This window comes from Streptomyces sp. NPDC041205, from assembly GCF_055591765.1.
Map to the genome: position 1 here is coordinate 846,004 of NZ_JBVIZH010000001.1, position 14,776 is coordinate 860,779.

The following is a 14,776-nucleotide window of genomic DNA, read 5'->3' on the forward strand; positions in this document are numbered from 1 at the left end:
CGCCACGAGGGGCGTGCGGGGACTTTTTGAGTCCGGTGCGTGACCGGACGGTTACCCCTCGCGGGGCGTCCCAGTCCCGCCCCTTTCCCGAAACCGGGGGCTGCCGCCCCCCTGGACCCCCGCCGATCGGCGCTTCGCGCCTCGTCCTCAATCGCCGGACGGGCTACAGACAGCCCCTCCGACGTGTGGGGAGCGGGGCCCCTCGAAGGTCAGAGCGCCGCGGCGCCCCGCTCGCGCAAGGCGCGGCCGTACTGCTGCAGGACCCACAACTCGTTCTGCACGGCGGAGAGTTGCTCCGGATCACCGTGGCTGCCCGCGAGTCGGGCGAAGGTGCCCTGGACGTCCCGGACCCGGCGGTCCACCGCACGCAGCCGCACGGTGACCAACTGCTCCCCCGCGTACGCCGCGTCGACGGTCCGGCGCATGATCGCCTCGACGGCCAGCTCCGTGACCATGGCGCGGACCCCGTCGTCGGGGGCGGCGTCACGGACCCGGACCAGGTAGTCCTGCGGGTCCTGGGTGCCGTACTCCGCGCCGCCCGCGTCGAGGATCGCCTGGCGCACGGCCGCGTAGGGCGCGGCGGTGAACTCGTCGACGCCGTACGCGTCGAAGGCCGGGGAGACCAGGCCGGGGTGCTGGAGGGCGAGCTTCAGGAGCTCGCGCTCCGTGGCGTACACCGGGTTGCGCAGGTTCAGGGCCGGGCCCGCGTGGCCCTGCCGGGCGGCGGGGGCGGGGCCCTGCGGGGCGGCGCCGCGCTGCGGGGCCGGGCCCTTGCCGCCGCGCTCACGGGCCCAGCGGGCGAGCTGCGCCACGCGCTTGACGACGAACTGGGTGTCGAGGATGCCGAGCATGCCCGCGAGCTGCACGGCGACCTCGTGCTGCGCGCCGGTGTTCTTGATGCGGGCGACGACGGGCGCGGCCTCGTCGAGCGCGGCGGCGCGGCCCGCGGGGGTCTCCAGGTCGTACCGGGCGACGATCTGGCGGAGGGCGAACTCGAACAGCGGGGTGCGGGGTTGGACGAGGTCGGCGACCGCCTCGTCGCCCTTGGCGAGCCGCAGGTCACAGGGGTCCATGCCGTCGGGCGCGATGGCGATGTACGTCTCGGCGGCGAACTTCTGGTCGTCCTCGAAGGCGCGCAGGGCCGCCTTCTGGCCGGCCGCGTCGCCGTCGAAGGTGAAGATCACCCGGGCGGAGCCGTTGTCCATGAGCAGGCGACGCAGGATCTTGATGTGGTCGGTGCCGAAGGCCGTGCCGCAGGTCGCGATGGCCGTGGTGACGCCCGCGAGGTGGCAGGCCATGACGTCGGTGTAGCCCTCGACGACGACGGCCCGGCTGGCCTTGGCGATGTCCTTCTTGGCGAGGTCGATGCCGTACAGGACCTGGGACTTCTTGTAGACCGGGGTCTCGGGCGTGTTCAGGTACTTCGGGCCGTTGTCGTCGTCGCGGAGCTTGCGGGCGCCGAAGCCGACGACCTCGCCGCCGATGTCGCGGATCGGCCACATCAGGCGGCCGCGGAAGCGGTCGATGGGGCCGCGACGGCCGTCCTGGGAGAGCCCGGAGAGGATCAGCTCCTTGTCCGTGAAGCCCTTGCCGCGCAGGAAGCGGGTGAGGTGGTCCCAGCCGGCCGGGCTGTAGCCCACGCCGAAGTGCGCGGCGGCGGCCTGGTCGAAGCCGCGCTCGGCGAGGAACTTGCGGCCGATCTCGGCCTCGGCGCTCTCCAGCTGGGCGATGTAGAAGTCGGTGGCCGCCTTGTGTGCCTCGATCAGGCGGATGCGTTCGCCGCGCTGGTGGGAGGGGTTGTACCCACCCTCCTCGTAACGCAGCGTGATGCCCGCCTTGCCCGCGAGGCGCTCCACCGCCTCGGAGAAGGTGAGGTGGTCGACCTTCATCACGAAGGTGAGGGTGTCGCCGCCCTCCTGGCAGCCGAAGCAGTGGAACAGGCCCTTGCTGGGGCTGACCTGGAACGACGGCGACTTCTCGTCGTGGAAGGGGCAGAGGCCCTTGAGGTTCCCGCCGCCCGCGTTGCGCAGTTGGAGGTACTCGGACACGACGGCGTCGATCGGGACCGCGTCCCGAACCGCCTTCACATCCTCGTCATTGATCCGTCCAGCCACCCTGGGATTCTACGGCTCGGCACCGACACTCCTGTCCTCGCGGGGCGCCCCGGTCCCGCCCCTTCTCCGAAACCGGGGGCTGTGCCCCCGGGCCCCCGCTGTCGGCGCTTCGCGCCTCGTCCTCAATCGCCGGACGGGCTGCAGACAGCCCGTCCGGCCAGGGCCGTCAGCCGAGCAGGGACGTCAGCGGGCGGTTCGGGTCGGCGAGGGCGTCGGGGTCGGGGTGGGCGGCCGTGCGGATGAGTTTCTGGATGGCCTCCGTGACGTCCCACACATTCACGTTCATCCCGGCGAGGACCTGCCCCTCGCGCAGCCAGAACGCGATGAACTCGCGCTTGGCCGCGTCGCCGCGGATCACCACCTGGTCGTACGAGCCCGGGGGCGCCCAGCCCGAGTACTCCAGGCCCAGGTCGTACTGGTCGGAGAAGAAGTACGGCACCCGGTCGTAGGTGACGTCCTTGCCGAGCATGGCGCGGGCGGCGGCCGGGCCGCCGTTGAGGGCGTTGGCCCAGTGCTCCACGCGCAGCCGGGTGTCGAAGAGGGCGTGGTGGATCGCGGCCACGTCACCGGCGGCGTAGATGTCCGGGTCGGAGGTGCGCAGGGAGGAGTCGACGGCGATGCCGCCGCCGTCCGCGCGGTCCACCAGGTCCAGGCCCGCGGACTCGGCGAGCGCGGTGCGCGGGGCGGCGCCGATCGCGGCGAGCACGTCGTGCGCAGGGTGCTCCTCGCCGTCGTCGGTGCGGGCGGCGAGGACCATGCCGTCCTGGCCGGTGATCTCGGTGAGGCGGGCACCGAAGTGGAAGCGGACGCCGTGCTCGGCGTGCAGGTCGGTGAACATCTGGCCGACCTCGGGGCCGAGGACGGCGTGCAGCGGGGTCGGCTCGGGCTCGACGACGGTGACCTCCGCGCCGTACTCCCGCGCGGCCGCGGCGACTTCGAGGCCGATCCAGCCGGCGCCCGCGATCACCAGATGGCCGTTGTCGCGGCCGAGGGCGGCGAGCACGTGCCGCAGTCGGTCGGCGTGCGCGAGGCGGCGCAGGTGGTGCACGCCCGCGAGGCCGGTGCCGGGGACGTCCAGGCGGCGGGGCTCGGCGCCGGTGGCGAGGAGCAGCTTGTCGTAGCGGATGACGGTGGCGTCGCCGAGGCGGACGGTGTGCGCGGCGCGGTCTATGGCGACGACGGTCTGGCCCAGGTGCAGTTCGACGTCCGCCTGCGCGTACCACCCGGGCTCGTGGACGAAGACGCTGTCGCGGTCCTCCTTGCCCAGCAGATAGCCCTTGGAGAGGGGCGGGCGTTCATAGGGGTGGTCGCGCTCGTCGCCGATGAGGATCACCCGGCCGGTGAAGCCCTCGGCCCGGAGCGTCTCGGCCGCTTTCGCGCCCGCGAGGCCCCCTCCGACGATGACGAACGTCTGATCCGCGTCGACCACTTGATGCCTCCTCGAAACCTTCAGCTCATGGGAGCGTCCCGCACGGAGCGTGAGGACGGAAGAGGTTGCGCGGCCTCATGGCACCCCTTTGCGCCTAAACCGGCGCCGCTCTCGCGGAACTGGTTACTCGCCGTTCGGACTCCCCAATCTATGGGTTGCGCTGATCATTGCCCAGGACGACCGCCCACGAGCCGGAGGTGCAGGGACCGGGCGGCGGCGTCCGTGAGGGACGCGATCTGGTCGATGACGACGCGCTGCGCGGCGCGGTCGTCGGTCGCCGCGTCGTACAGCGCCCGGAACTGCGGGTCGAGGCCCTCGGGGGCGCGGGCGGTGAGGGCGTCGGCGAGTTCCGCGACGACGACGCGCTGGTCGGCGCGGAGCCGCTCCTGCGCGGGGCGCTGCATCACGTAACGGTCCGCGACCGCCTTGAGGACCGCGCACTCCAGGCGCGCCGCGCGGGGCACGACGAGTTCGGCGGCGTACCGGGTGAGCGGCCCCGTCCCGTACCGCTCCCGGGTGGCGGTCTCCGCCGCCAGACAGAAGCGGCCGATGAGCTGGCTGGTGGCGTCCTTGAGCCGGGCCTGGGCGACGGCCGACCCGTCGTACCCGTGCGGCCACCACTCCTGCTCCTGAAGCCGGTCGAGGGCCGCGGCCAGCTCCTCGGGATCGGTGTCTTCCGCTACGTACCGTCCGATGGCAACAGCGAAGACATCCTGCCGCTCGGGCTCGGCGTGCAGCAGATTCGGGTCGATGTGCCCGGCGTGCAGACCGTCCTCGACGTCGTGCACCGAGTACGCGACGTCGTCCGACCAGTCCATGATCTGCGCCTCGAAGCAGGTGCGGTGCCCGGAGCCCGGGTGGGCCGGCGCCTCCTTGCGCACCCAGTCGAAGACCGGCCGGTCGTCGTCGTACACACCGAACTTCACCGAGGACGGGTCGGTCGGATGGGAACCGCGCGGCCACGGGTACTTGGTGGCGGCGTCGAGCGCGGCCCGCGTGAGGTTGAGCCCCACGCTGACGAGCTCGCCGTCCTTCCCTCCCCGCGTGAACCGCTTCGGCTCGATCCGCGTCAGCAACCGCAACGACTGGGCGTTGCCCTCGAACCCGCCGCACCCCTGCGCGACTTCGTTGAGCGCCTGCTCGCCGTTGTGCCCGAACGGCGGATGGCCGAGGTCGTGCGACAGACACGCCGTCTCCACCAGATCCGGATCACACCCCAGCGCCGCGCCCAGCTCCCGGCCGACCTGAGCACACTCCAGCGAATGCGTCAGCCGCGTCCGCGCACTCGCGTCCCACTCCTGGCTCTTGGTCCCCGGCGTCACCACCTGCGTCTTCCCCGCGAGCCGCCGCAGCGCCGCCGAATGCAGCACCCGCGCCCGATCCCGCTGAAAATCCGTACGCCCCGGCCGTTTGTCAGGCTCGGGCGCCCATCGCTCAACAGCTGCCTCGTCGTAGAAAACGGTGTGCGGGTGCGGTGCGGTGCCTTCCATGGACTGACAGTAGACGGCTCGGGGGGCGGGGTGCGCGGGGGCCCGGTGCCGGTGTCAGGCCGACGCCAGTTGCCGGTGTGACGTCGGGGCGGCCGACCGGGCCTGGTCGTAGCGGTGCAGCAGCAGGGCGGCGAGGGCCGGGTGGGCGCCGAGCGGGGCTGCGGCCAGCCACGGCGCGGCGTCGGCGACCTGGGTGGCGAAGCGGCCGGGCGCGGTGAAGTACGAGGCGACCGCGGCGTGGCGGACCCCTCGGTCGGCCAGCGCGCGCAGGGCCGCGGGCACCGTTGTCGGGGTGTGCTCGGTCGGCGCGGCGTACGCGGGCACCACCGGGACGCCGAGGCGGCGGGCCAGGAAACCGGCGGCGCGGCGGGTGTCGACGGCGGAGTCCGGGTCCCGGGAGCCCGCGGCGGCGAGGACCACACCGTGCCCTTCCGCCGCGGCCCCGGCGGGCCAGCCCGCTTCGGTGAGACGGGTGTGCAGGGCCTCGATGAGGAGGGGGTGGGGGCCCAGGGGGGCGGCTAGGCGGAGGGGGCGGGGCGTGCCTGGGCGACCGGGCGCGCCGACGGCTGCGGCTGCGGCGGGGATGTCGTGCTTGACGTGGTAGCCGCGGCTGAGGAGGAGCGGTACGAGGACGGCGCCGGGGCCGTCGGCGGGCAGAGCCCGCAGCGTCTCGTCGAGGGCGGGCTCGTTCAGCTCGATGTGGCCGAGCCGCACGTCCAGGCCCGGACGGAGGGCGCGGACGAGGTCGAGCAGCGCGGTCACGGTGAGGCGGGCGCGGGGGTCGCGGCTGCCGTGGGCCACGACGACGAGGGCGGGGAGGTCGGGGAGCGGGGAAGACGGGGTGGGGACGGGGAAGGTGGGGACGGGGGTGCGGTCGGGGTCCGTCTTGCGGGCCCCGTTGAGGGTGACGTGCCCGAGGCGGGTGCCCAGCTCGCTGGTGATGCGGGTGATGAGTTGGGCGGTGGTGTCCAGGGGGGTCGTGTCGGGAGAGGCCGTGTCGAGGGGGGTCGTGTCCAGGAGGGTGGGGTCGCGGGGGGCGGTCGGGTCCGGCGGGGGGACGGGGTCCTGCGAAGCCGTGGGGTCCGGCAGGGCCGTGGGGTGCGGATGCGGGTTCGACGGCGTCATGGACCGAGGATGGCGGGGGCAGATTGCGGTCCCGTTGCGTCGCCGTGACGAGTGTTTTCGGAGGGCTCACGGGTGGGGGTGGGGGGTTGTCAGGGGGCTTCTCGCCGGTGCCGGACCGTGGACGGCACCGGCGACGTTCCTGAGAACGAGTGGTCCGAGGATCGGCTTGAAGCCGTGGCCGAGGCAGCGGCGGCGCTGCGCCGGGCCCTTGGCCGGAGCGGGGATTCGGTGTCGGCCACGAGGAGTGGACGAACCAGAAGCCGGACGCGCGCGGGGTCGACACGGACAGGACGCGGCCCCGGGGTCGATAGGCTCCCGGCCTGATCCACCCAGGCACCAGACAAGGATCCACTCCATGACCCGCGCTTCCACACTGATGTACGCCGCCGCCACCGCCGTGGCCCTGACGCTGCCGTTCACGACCCCCGCCCTCGCCGCCGAGCCCGGCGGCTCCCTGACGATCAACGGCACCACGTACAACGACCCGCGCCCCGGCTGCTACCCCAGCAACGCGCCCAACGCCCTGGTCGTCAACAACACCGGGGTCGACGCCTACGTGTACGCCGACCCGCACTGCCGGGATCTGAAGGAGCTCCAGGTCGTCGCGCCTGGGGCCACCGGTTATGTGTCGGGCGGCCAGGGCGTTCACATCGTCTGAGGTCCGCTGACGGGGGTACGGCGCCGGGTGGGGACCGGCGCCGGTCCCGGGCCTCACAGCCGGGCCCACCTCGGCCGGAGGTCGCCGTACCGCCCATGTAACCCGCCGGCCCGTGGCGTGAAACACGCGCGTCCGAGGGTGGGAGCATGCACCCCACGGCCGCACCCGAACGGACCCCGACGGCACTCGCGCCAGGTCCCGCCACTCCCACCCACTGCCCCTACTGCGCCCTCCAGTGCGGCATGGGCCTCGTCCAGGGAAGTTCGGGGGTGGAAGTCGTCGAGCGGCCCGCGTTTCCCGTCAATGGGGGCGCGTTGTGCGGGAAGGGGCGCACGGCGCCCGCCCTGCTGTCCTCGCGGGTGCGGTTGACCGAGCCGCTCGTGCGGTCCCGTGTCAGCGGGGAGCTCGAACCCGCCGGGTGGGACGAGGCGCTGGACCGGGTCGCGGAGGGGTTCGCGCGGGTTCGGGGGGAGTACGGGGCCGATGCCTGCGGGGTGTTCGGCGGCGGCGGGCTCACCAATGAGAAAGCCTATGCGTTGGGGAAGTTCGCGCGGGTCGTGCTGGGGACCTCGCAGATCGACTACAACGGGCGGTTCTGCATGTCTTCCGCCGCCGCCGCGGGAACGCGGGCCTTCGGGCTCGATCGTGGGCTGCCGTTTCCGCTCGCCGACGTCGCCCGTACCGGGTGCGTGATCCTCGTCGGGTCCAACCTCGCCGAGACCATGCCACCCGCCCTGCGGTACCTGACGGAATTGAAGGAGAACGGCGGTACGTTGATCGTTGTCGATCCGCGGCGCACCCGGACCGCCGAGCAGGCCGACCTGCATCTCGCCCCGCGCCCCGGCACCGACCTCGCCCTCGCGCTCGGACTGTTGCACCTCGTGGTGGCCGAGGGGCGCACCGATGAGGCGTACATCGAGGAGCGTACGACCGGGTGGGAAGAGGCGCGGGCCGCCGCCATGGCGCATTGGCCCGAGCACGTGGAGCGGGTCACGGGCGTTCCCGTGCCTCAACTCCGTGACGTCGTACGGCTGTTCTGTGATGCCGAGAACGCCATGGTGCTCACCGCCCGTGGGCCCGAGCAGCAGGCCAAGGGCACCGACACCGTGGGGGCTTGGATCAATCTGTGTCTGGCCACCGGGCGGCCCGGGCGGCCGCTTTCCGGGTACGGGTGCCTGACCGGGCAGGGGAACGGGCAGGGCGGGCGTGAACACGGGCAGAAGGCCGATCAGTTGCCCGGGTACCGGAAGCTCACGGATCCCGTGGCGCGGGCTCATGTCGCCGGGGTCTGGGGCGTCGATCCCGATTCCCTGCCCGGGCCCGGACGGTCCGCTTATGAACTCCTCGACGCGCTCGGCGGTGACGTGAAGTCGCTGCTGCTCATGGGGTCCAACCCTGTTGTCTCCGCTCCTCGTGCCACCCATGTGGAGGAGCGGATACGGTCGTTGGACTTTCTGGTCGTTGCCGATGTGGTGCTTTCCGAGACCGCGCAGCTCGCCGATGTCGTCTTGCCGGTCACCCAGTGGGCCGAGGAGACCGGGACCGTCACCAACCTGGAAGGGCGGGTGCTGCTCCGGCGGCGTGCCGTCGATCCGCCGGACGGTGTGCGCAGTGACCTCGAGGTGCTGCACGGGCTTGCCTCGCGGCTCGGGCACGGGGAGAAGTTTCCGGTCGTGGCCGAGGAGGTGTTCGAGGAGTTGCGGCGGGCCAGTTCGGGTGGGGTCGCGGATTACTCGGGGATCTCTTACGGGCGGTTGCGGGAGGGGGGCGGTGAGGGGGTTTTCTGGCCCTGCCCTCGGGGGGGTGAGGGCGTGCATGAAGGTACGCCTCGGCTCTTTCTCGAGCGGTTCGCCACTGATGACGGGCGGGCCCGGTTCGTGGCCGTCGTTCATCGGGACTCCGCCGAGGAGACCGACGGTGAGTATCCCGTCGTGCTGACCACCGGGCGGGTGCTCTCGCAGTATCAGTCGGGGGCGCAGACGCGGCGCGTGGAGGAGTTGAACGCCGCCGCGCCGGGGGCGTTCGTGGAGGTGCATCCTCGGCTTGCCGCGCGGTTGCGGGTCGTCGAGGGGGACGCTGTCGCTGTGGTGTCGCGGCGGGGGCGGGTGGTGGTGCCTGCGCGCGTCACCTCGGGGATTCGGGCCGATACCGTGTTCATGCCGTTTCACTGGCCGGGGGAAGGGCGGGCCAATACGCTCACCCATCCCGCGTTGGACCCTGTGTCGGGGATGCCGGAGTTCAAGGTTTGCGCGGTGCGGGTGGAGCGGGTTTGAGGGGGGTTCCCCGACCCCGCCCCTTCCCGAAACCGGGGCCGCGCCCCTGGACCCCGGGGGTGGGTGTCCCGTGCGGGTGGGACGGGCCGGCGCCGAATCGGCGCTCCGCGCCTCGTCCTCAAACGCCGGACGGCTGAAATGGCCCGGTCGCCCCGTGCGAGTGGGACAGCCCACCCCCGAAACGGCGCTCCGCGCCTCGTCCTCAAACGCCGGACGGGCCGAGAGCCCTCCCCCTCGGCCTCAAGTGCCGGACGGGTCGGCGTCCGGAGGCCAGTTGCCCTCCGGCAGGAGTGACCCGCTCGCCCGCAGACCCGCCGCCAGCCTCTCCCCCGCCACATACACCCACGCCCTCCTCCACACTCCGTCCGCGCACCGCACCTCGCGCGCCACGCGCTCGTAGAGGTTGTGGGGGTCGCCCGGGGCGTAGTCCTCCAGGCGGTCCAGGGCCGCGCGGACCGTCTCGTACGCCGTGGGGGTCGGGGTGATCAGGTCGCCGTGGACGGGGCCCGCGCCGGGGGCCTCGACGGCGTAGGGGTAGCCGGGGCCGTCGTACAGGGCCGTGTCGGGGAGGTGGGCGGGGGTGTGGGACGTGACGCGGCCGCCCAGGTGGGGGGTGTGGTTGCGTTCGCCGGGGCGGAGGGTGCCGTAGACGAAGAACGGCAGGTGGTCGGTGTCGCCGTCGGAGGCGGAGGTCATGCCGGGTCTCCCGCAGACGTCTCCTCCGCCACCCACGTCAGGTACGCCGCGCTGCCCCGCGCAACGGGGGTCGCGATGATCTCCGGGGTGTCGTAGTCGTGGGCCGCCAGGAGCCAGGACTCCAAGGCGGGGTAGCGGGACTCGGTCGTCTTCAGGAGCACCTGCCACTCCCGGGCCGTCTCGACCGCACCCTCCCAGCGGTACACCGACGTCACCGGGCCGCTGATCTGCGCGCAGGCCGCGACCCGCGCCTCCACGGCACCGCGCGCCAGCGCGTCCGCCTTGTCCGGGGTGTCGGTCGTCGTCAGGACGGTCAGGACGGCGGGGGTGGTGGAGGCAGCGGAGGGGGCGGGGGCAGCGGGGCCGGTGCGAGTGGCGGGAAGTGCGGGGGTGGTCGGGTCCGTCACGGGGGTGCTTCCTCTCCTCGGGCCTCAAGTACGGGGAGGCTACCGGCCAGGCCTAAGGTCCCGATATCCGACGTTCAGGAATATTGGGTGCTGTTGTTACACAACCTCCCGGTTTTCGTGATGCGTCCTTCGTACCGTCGACAGCGGTGGCCGATCACCGCCGCCACCCCGTCTCCCCCCACTCCCCCGGCCCTCACATGAATCCGCGCTTCCGCATCCTGCCGGGCGTGCCCCTGGCCGCCCTGGCCGTCGCCGTGCTGTCCGCGTGCGGCGCCGGCAGCGGCATCGGCGACAGCGAACCCGCGCCGCCGGTGTCCGTGCAGCCGCGCCCCGAGCCGCTGTGGCCCGCCTGGTCGGGTTCGTCGCCGTCGGCGCCCGGCGAGGACCCGACGGCACAGCAGCCGCCGCCCGAGCCGCTGGACGGGCTCGACCCGCTCGGGCCCGGCGGGCTCGCCAAGGCCGACGTGCGGGAGTTGCTGCGCGCGGACACCCGCCTTCGGACCCTCGCCGACCGGCCGATCGTGAAGAAGCCGGGGCGGCCGGGCATCCGGCCCCCGGTGCTCACCGACCTCACCGGGGACGGCAGGCCCGAGATGCTGGTCGCCGTCGACGTGGAGAGCGGGCGGAGCGTCCTCGTCGTCTACTACGAGAAGCGCGGCAAGGTCTATCCGATCCTGTTCACCGCGGGGCGGAGCCTCGCCGTCGAGACGCTCGGCAGCGATCTGCTGGTACGCAGCCCCTGCGCGGAGGGCGGTGAGCAGGCTGTGCGCTTCCACTGGGACGGCACCCGGATGTCCACCGTCAGTGACGTCAAGAGTTACGGCAGGGGTGACCAAGACGGTGGGGGGCACGGGGGTGGCGGGGACCACGGAGGTGGTGAGGGCTCGCCCGCCGCGCCTGGGGACCGGACCCCCCGCTCCCCCGGAGCCCGCCCATGAGGCTCCGCTTCCCCCGCGCCCGCCGCGTGCGCGCACCCCTGCGCGCCCTCGCCGCCCTCGGCCCCCGCTGGCACGCCCTCGGCCTGCGGTGGAAGATCGCCGCGCTGCTCGCGGGAGGGTGCGCGGTCGTCGCCGTCGCCATCGGGCTGCTCATCCACAACGCGCGACTGGACCAGGTGTGCGAGGGCGCGCGGTCGGCGGCCACGGCGCAGCTCGTGCGCGTACGTCAGGTGTACGAGCTGACCGGACAGGTCCCGCGGGACGACACGGACGCGGCGATCGACGCGCGCGGGCTGCCGGAGTCGCTGCGGGCCGCCGCGCTCGACGGGCAGCGCAGTACGTATCTGGACATGGACGCGGACGAGCCGTCGGTGTGGGCGGCGCGACCGGTCGGCGACCACGTCCTCTCCGTACGGCTTCCACTGCGCGAACAGGCCGACGAGATGGCCGAGTTCGACCAGCAGCTGATCGCGTCCGGGGCCGTCGTGGTGGCCCTGGCCGCGCTCGGTGGCGCCGGGCTCGCCAGCAGGCTCAGCCGTGACCTGCGCACCGCGGCGGCGACCGCGCGCCGCATCAGCCAGGGCGAGCTGGACGCCCGCATCGGGCATCCGCTGCCGCCGGGCTTCCGGCACGGCAGGAACGAGGTCGCCGACCTCGCCACCGCCGTCGACACCATGGCCGCGACGCTGCAGCGGCGCCTGGAGGCCGAGCAGCGGTTCACCGCGGACGTCGCCCACGAACTGCGTACGCCGCTGACCGGGCTGCACACCGCGGCCGAACTCCTGCCGCCGAGCCGCCCCACCGAGCTGGTGCGCGACCGCGTCGGCGCGCTGCGCACGCTCACCGAGGACCTGCTCGAGGTCGCCCGGCTCGACGCCGACGTGGAGCGGCCCGAGCTGGACGTGCACCCGCTCGGCACCCTCGTTCAGGGCATGGTCCAACGGGCGGGCCGCGCCGAGCAGTTCAGGGGGCGCGGGGTGCGGCTGAGCACCGTCGACGAGCGGCTCGTACGCACCGACGCGCGCCGTCTGGAGCGGATCCTGACCAACCTCGTCGGCAACGCCCACCGGCACGGCCGTGGCCCCGTCGACCTGCGCGTCGAGGGAGCCGCGGTGACGGTGCGCGACCACGGCCCCGGCTTCCCGCCGCACCTGCTGCGCGAGGGCCCGCAGCGGTTCCAGACGGGCGCCCGCGAGCGCGGCCAGGGCACCGGGCTCGGCCTGACCATCGCCCTCGGCCAGGCCGCCGTCATCGGCGCGCGGGTGGAGCTGGGCAACGCGGACGACGGGGGCGCGGTGGCCGTGGTGCGGCTGCCGGAGGCGTAGACGCTCCGGGCCGCTCAACTCAGCACCCCTCAACTCCGGGCCGCTCAACTCCGGGCCGCTCAACTCCGGGCCGCTCAACTCCCGTACGAACGAACCTCCTTGGCCGACCGCAGCGCCCAGGCCCACCAGTGCAGCTGGTCCAGCATCCCCTTCGCCGCGGCCTCCGCGACCGACGGGTCCCGGTGCGCGCCCTCGTCGTCGAACAGAGCGCCCGCGTTGTGGAAGGAGACGGTGTCGCGGACTGTGACCATGTGCAGCTCGGCGAAGACCTGGCGCAGGTGCTCGACGGCGCGCAGGCCGCCGGAGATGCCGCCGTAGGAGACCAGGGCGACGGGCTTGGCCTGCCATTCCTCGCGGTGCCAGTCGATGACGTTCTTCAGCGACGCGGGGTAGGAGTGGTTGTACTCGGGCGTGAGGACGACGAACGCGTCGGCCTCCGCCAACTTCGGTGTCACCTTGGCGAGTTCGGCGAGCACCTCGGCGGAGGGGCGGTAGGAGAGGGACGTGGGCAGGTCGACCTCGGCCAGGTCGACGAGGTCCGCCTCGAATCCCTCGTGGCCGCGCACCCGGGCGAGCAGCCACTCGGCGACGACCGGGCCGAAGCGGCCCTCGCGGTTGCTGCCGACGATCACGGCGACCTTCACCGGCGTACCGGTCGAGGACGCGAAAGCGGTGTCGGCGGACGGGGAAACAGACGAGGCGACGGGCGAGGAAGAGGAAGAGGACGAAGAAGGAGACGGGGGAACGGGCTGCGAAGCGGACTGGGCCGTAGTGGTGTTCATGCGGAGAGCTTCTTAGTTAAACCTTGGTTCAAGTCAAGCCGCGACCGCGATTAATCTGGCGGCATGACGACGCATCTCGCACCGAACGCCAAGGAAGCCACCGTCGGCGAACTCGCCGAACGCAGCGGAGTCGCGCCCTCCGCCTTGCGTTTCTACGAGCGCGAAGGGCTCATCTCCAGCCGTCGCACCGCCGGCAACCAGCGCCGCTACAGCCGGGACACGCTGCGCCGCGTCGCCTTCATCCGCACCTCGCAGCGGCTCGGCATCCCCCTGGCCACCATCCGCGACGTACTGAAACTGCTCCCGGAGGACCGGACGCCCACCCGCGAGGACTGGGCCCGTATCTCCGAATGCTGGCGCGCGGACCTGGACGAGCGCATCCGCACCCTGGAGCGGCTTCGCGACAATCTGAGCGACTGCATCGGCTGCGGCTGCCTCTCCCTGGACCGCTGCGCCCTGTCGAACCCGTGGGACGAACTGGCCGCGCACGGTCCGGGCCCGCGCCGCCTGCTCGAGGACTGAGCGGGCCGGGCGCCCCCGAGAGGACTGAGCAGGCCGAGCCCCCCCCCGGACGGTGAACTCCGAACGTACGGTGGGCTCATGACCACACCAGCACCCCTCACCTCCGCCGCCTCCGACGTCACCCGACTGGAGATCGACGGCGTCCCCGCCACCGTCGACACGCTCCGGGCCCGCGCCCTCGACAGCTTCGGGCACTTCACCGCCATGCAGGTCAGGGACGGCAAGGTGCGCGGCCTCGGGCCGCACCTGGAGCGCCTGGACGCCGGGACGCGGGAACTCTTCGACCAGGAGCTGGACGGGGAGCGGGTCCGTGAGCTGATCCGGCACGTGCTCGCCGGGGACGGCGGCGCCGACAGCGCGACCGGCGTCATCGCCGACGCCTCCGTGCGCGTGTACGTGCACGCCCCCGGCGGCACCCCCTCCCTGATGGTCACCGTGCGGCCGGCCGCCGAGCTGGCCGCCGTGATGGCCGAGCGGGCGCAGGCCCTGATGTCCGTGCCTTACGTACGGCCGGTCGCGCACATCAAGCACCTCGGCGGCTTCGGGCAGGCCTACCACGGCCGGGAGGCGCGCCGCGCGGGCTACGACGAGGCGCTGCTCACCGGCCCCGACGGCCTGATCAGCGAGGGCGCCATCACCAATGTGGCCTTCTTCGACGGGCGCGACCTCGTGTGGCCGGACGCCCCGCACCTGGCGGGGATCACCATGCGGCTCCTGCTCGCGCGGCTCGCGGACGCGGGCCTGCCCACGCGCCTGGGTCCGGTACGGCTGCGGGACCTGCCCTCGTACCGGGCGGCCCTCGTCACGAACTCCTGGGGCATCAGCCCGGTGCGCCGCGTCGACGACCTGGACCTGCCCGTGGACGAGAAGCTGATGGCGACCGTCGCCGAGGTGTACGAGGCCGCGCCCTGGGACGTGATCTGAGCCGGGCTCAGCTGTCGGCCCGACCCCGGGTCACCCATTCACAGGCGCCGCGCCAGGGCTTCGGATCCTTTCCGCGACACGCGTGGTGACCTG

Annotated in this window: 13 protein-coding genes; 6 read left to right on the forward strand and 7 right to left on the reverse strand. The window is 73.0% G+C overall.

Going from position 1 to position 14,776, the window contains the following annotated elements; translation table 11 throughout:
• Window positions 1-209: 209 nt before the first annotated feature.
• The 4 genes from dnaG to ACZ6BG_RS03800 all read right to left on the reverse strand — a co-directional run bounded on the left by dnaG (window position 210) and on the right by ACZ6BG_RS03800 (window position 6,158).
• Window positions 210-2,114: a DNA primase gene (gene dnaG / locus ACZ6BG_RS03785; protein ID WP_468996527.1), complete on the reverse strand. Its 1,905-nt coding sequence runs from the start codon at window positions 2,112-2,114 to the stop codon at window positions 210-212.
• Between the two features lie 166 nt (window positions 2,115-2,280).
• Window positions 2,281-3,543: an NAD(P)/FAD-dependent oxidoreductase gene (locus ACZ6BG_RS03790; RefSeq protein WP_468996529.1), complete on the reverse strand. Its 1,263-nt coding sequence runs from the start codon at window positions 3,541-3,543 to the stop codon at window positions 2,281-2,283.
• A gap of 164 nt (window positions 3,544-3,707) precedes the next feature.
• A complete protein-coding gene (locus ACZ6BG_RS03795) occupies window positions 3,708-5,033 on the reverse strand; it encodes a deoxyguanosinetriphosphate triphosphohydrolase (RefSeq protein ID WP_468996531.1) in 1,326 nt (441 codons plus the stop codon).
• A 54-nt stretch (window positions 5,034-5,087) separates the two neighbouring features.
• Window positions 5,088-6,158, reverse strand: a complete 1,071-nt coding sequence (locus ACZ6BG_RS03800) for a sirohydrochlorin chelatase (RefSeq protein WP_468996533.1) — start codon at window positions 6,156-6,158, stop codon at window positions 5,088-5,090.
• 355 nt (window positions 6,159-6,513) lie between these two features.
• Here ACZ6BG_RS03800 and ACZ6BG_RS03805 point away from each other — a divergent pair, with 355 nt between their 5' ends.
• Window positions 6,514-6,816, forward strand: a complete 303-nt coding sequence (locus ACZ6BG_RS03805) for a hypothetical protein (RefSeq protein WP_468996535.1) — start codon at window positions 6,514-6,516, stop codon at window positions 6,814-6,816.
• A 146-nt stretch (window positions 6,817-6,962) separates the two neighbouring features.
• A complete protein-coding gene (locus ACZ6BG_RS03810; RefSeq protein ID WP_468996537.1) occupies window positions 6,963-9,089 on the forward strand; it encodes a molybdopterin oxidoreductase family protein in 2,127 nt (708 codons plus the stop codon).
• Between the two features lie 240 nt (window positions 9,090-9,329).
• On the opposite strand, the gene ACZ6BG_RS03815 is transcribed toward ACZ6BG_RS03810, so the two are convergent.
• Together ACZ6BG_RS03815 and cutA are read right to left on the reverse strand one after the other, a co-directional pair.
• On the reverse strand, window positions 9,330-9,785 hold the full coding sequence (locus tag ACZ6BG_RS03815) for a gamma-glutamylcyclotransferase family protein (protein ID WP_468996539.1): 456 nt from the start codon (window positions 9,783-9,785) through the stop codon (window positions 9,330-9,332).
• The gene (gene cutA / locus ACZ6BG_RS03820) at window positions 9,782-10,102 is read right to left on the reverse strand and encodes a divalent-cation tolerance protein CutA (protein ID WP_468997902.1); all 321 of its coding nucleotides are present in this window, start codon (window positions 10,100-10,102) and stop codon (window positions 9,782-9,784) included. The genes ACZ6BG_RS03815 and cutA overlap by 4 nt, the downstream gene beginning before the upstream one ends.
• A 236-nt stretch (window positions 10,103-10,338) precedes the next feature.
• Between cutA and ACZ6BG_RS03825 the strand changes: the two genes are divergently transcribed.
• Together ACZ6BG_RS03825 and ACZ6BG_RS03830 are read left to right on the forward strand one after the other, a co-directional pair.
• On the forward strand, window positions 10,339-11,130 hold the full coding sequence (locus ACZ6BG_RS03825; RefSeq protein WP_468996541.1) for a hypothetical protein: 792 nt from the start codon (window positions 10,339-10,341) through the stop codon (window positions 11,128-11,130).
• Window positions 11,127-12,455 carry an ATP-binding protein gene (locus ACZ6BG_RS03830; protein WP_468996543.1) on the forward strand — a complete coding sequence of 443 codons (1,329 nt, stop codon included), beginning with the start codon at window positions 11,127-11,129 and terminating at the stop codon, window positions 12,453-12,455. The genes ACZ6BG_RS03825 and ACZ6BG_RS03830 overlap by 4 nt, the downstream gene beginning before the upstream one ends.
• A 74-nt stretch (window positions 12,456-12,529) precedes the next feature.
• Here the strand turns inward: ACZ6BG_RS03830 and ACZ6BG_RS03835 are convergent, their stop codons facing one another.
• Entirely contained in the window at window positions 12,530-13,237 is a 708-nt protein-coding gene (locus ACZ6BG_RS03835; protein WP_468996545.1) for an NADPH-dependent FMN reductase, read from the reverse strand.
• 63 nt (window positions 13,238-13,300) lie between these two features.
• Here ACZ6BG_RS03835 and soxR point away from each other — a divergent pair, with 63 nt between their 5' ends.
• The gene (soxR, locus tag ACZ6BG_RS03840) at window positions 13,301-13,759 is read left to right on the forward strand and encodes a redox-sensitive transcriptional activator SoxR (protein ID WP_468996548.1); all 459 of its coding nucleotides are present in this window, start codon (window positions 13,301-13,303) and stop codon (window positions 13,757-13,759) included.
• A gap of 78 nt (window positions 13,760-13,837) precedes the next feature.
• Window positions 13,838-14,683 carry an aminotransferase class IV gene (locus ACZ6BG_RS03845; protein ID WP_468996550.1) on the forward strand — a complete coding sequence of 282 codons (846 nt, stop codon included), beginning with the start codon at window positions 13,838-13,840 and terminating at the stop codon, window positions 14,681-14,683.
• Window positions 14,684-14,776: the final 93 nt, after the last annotated feature.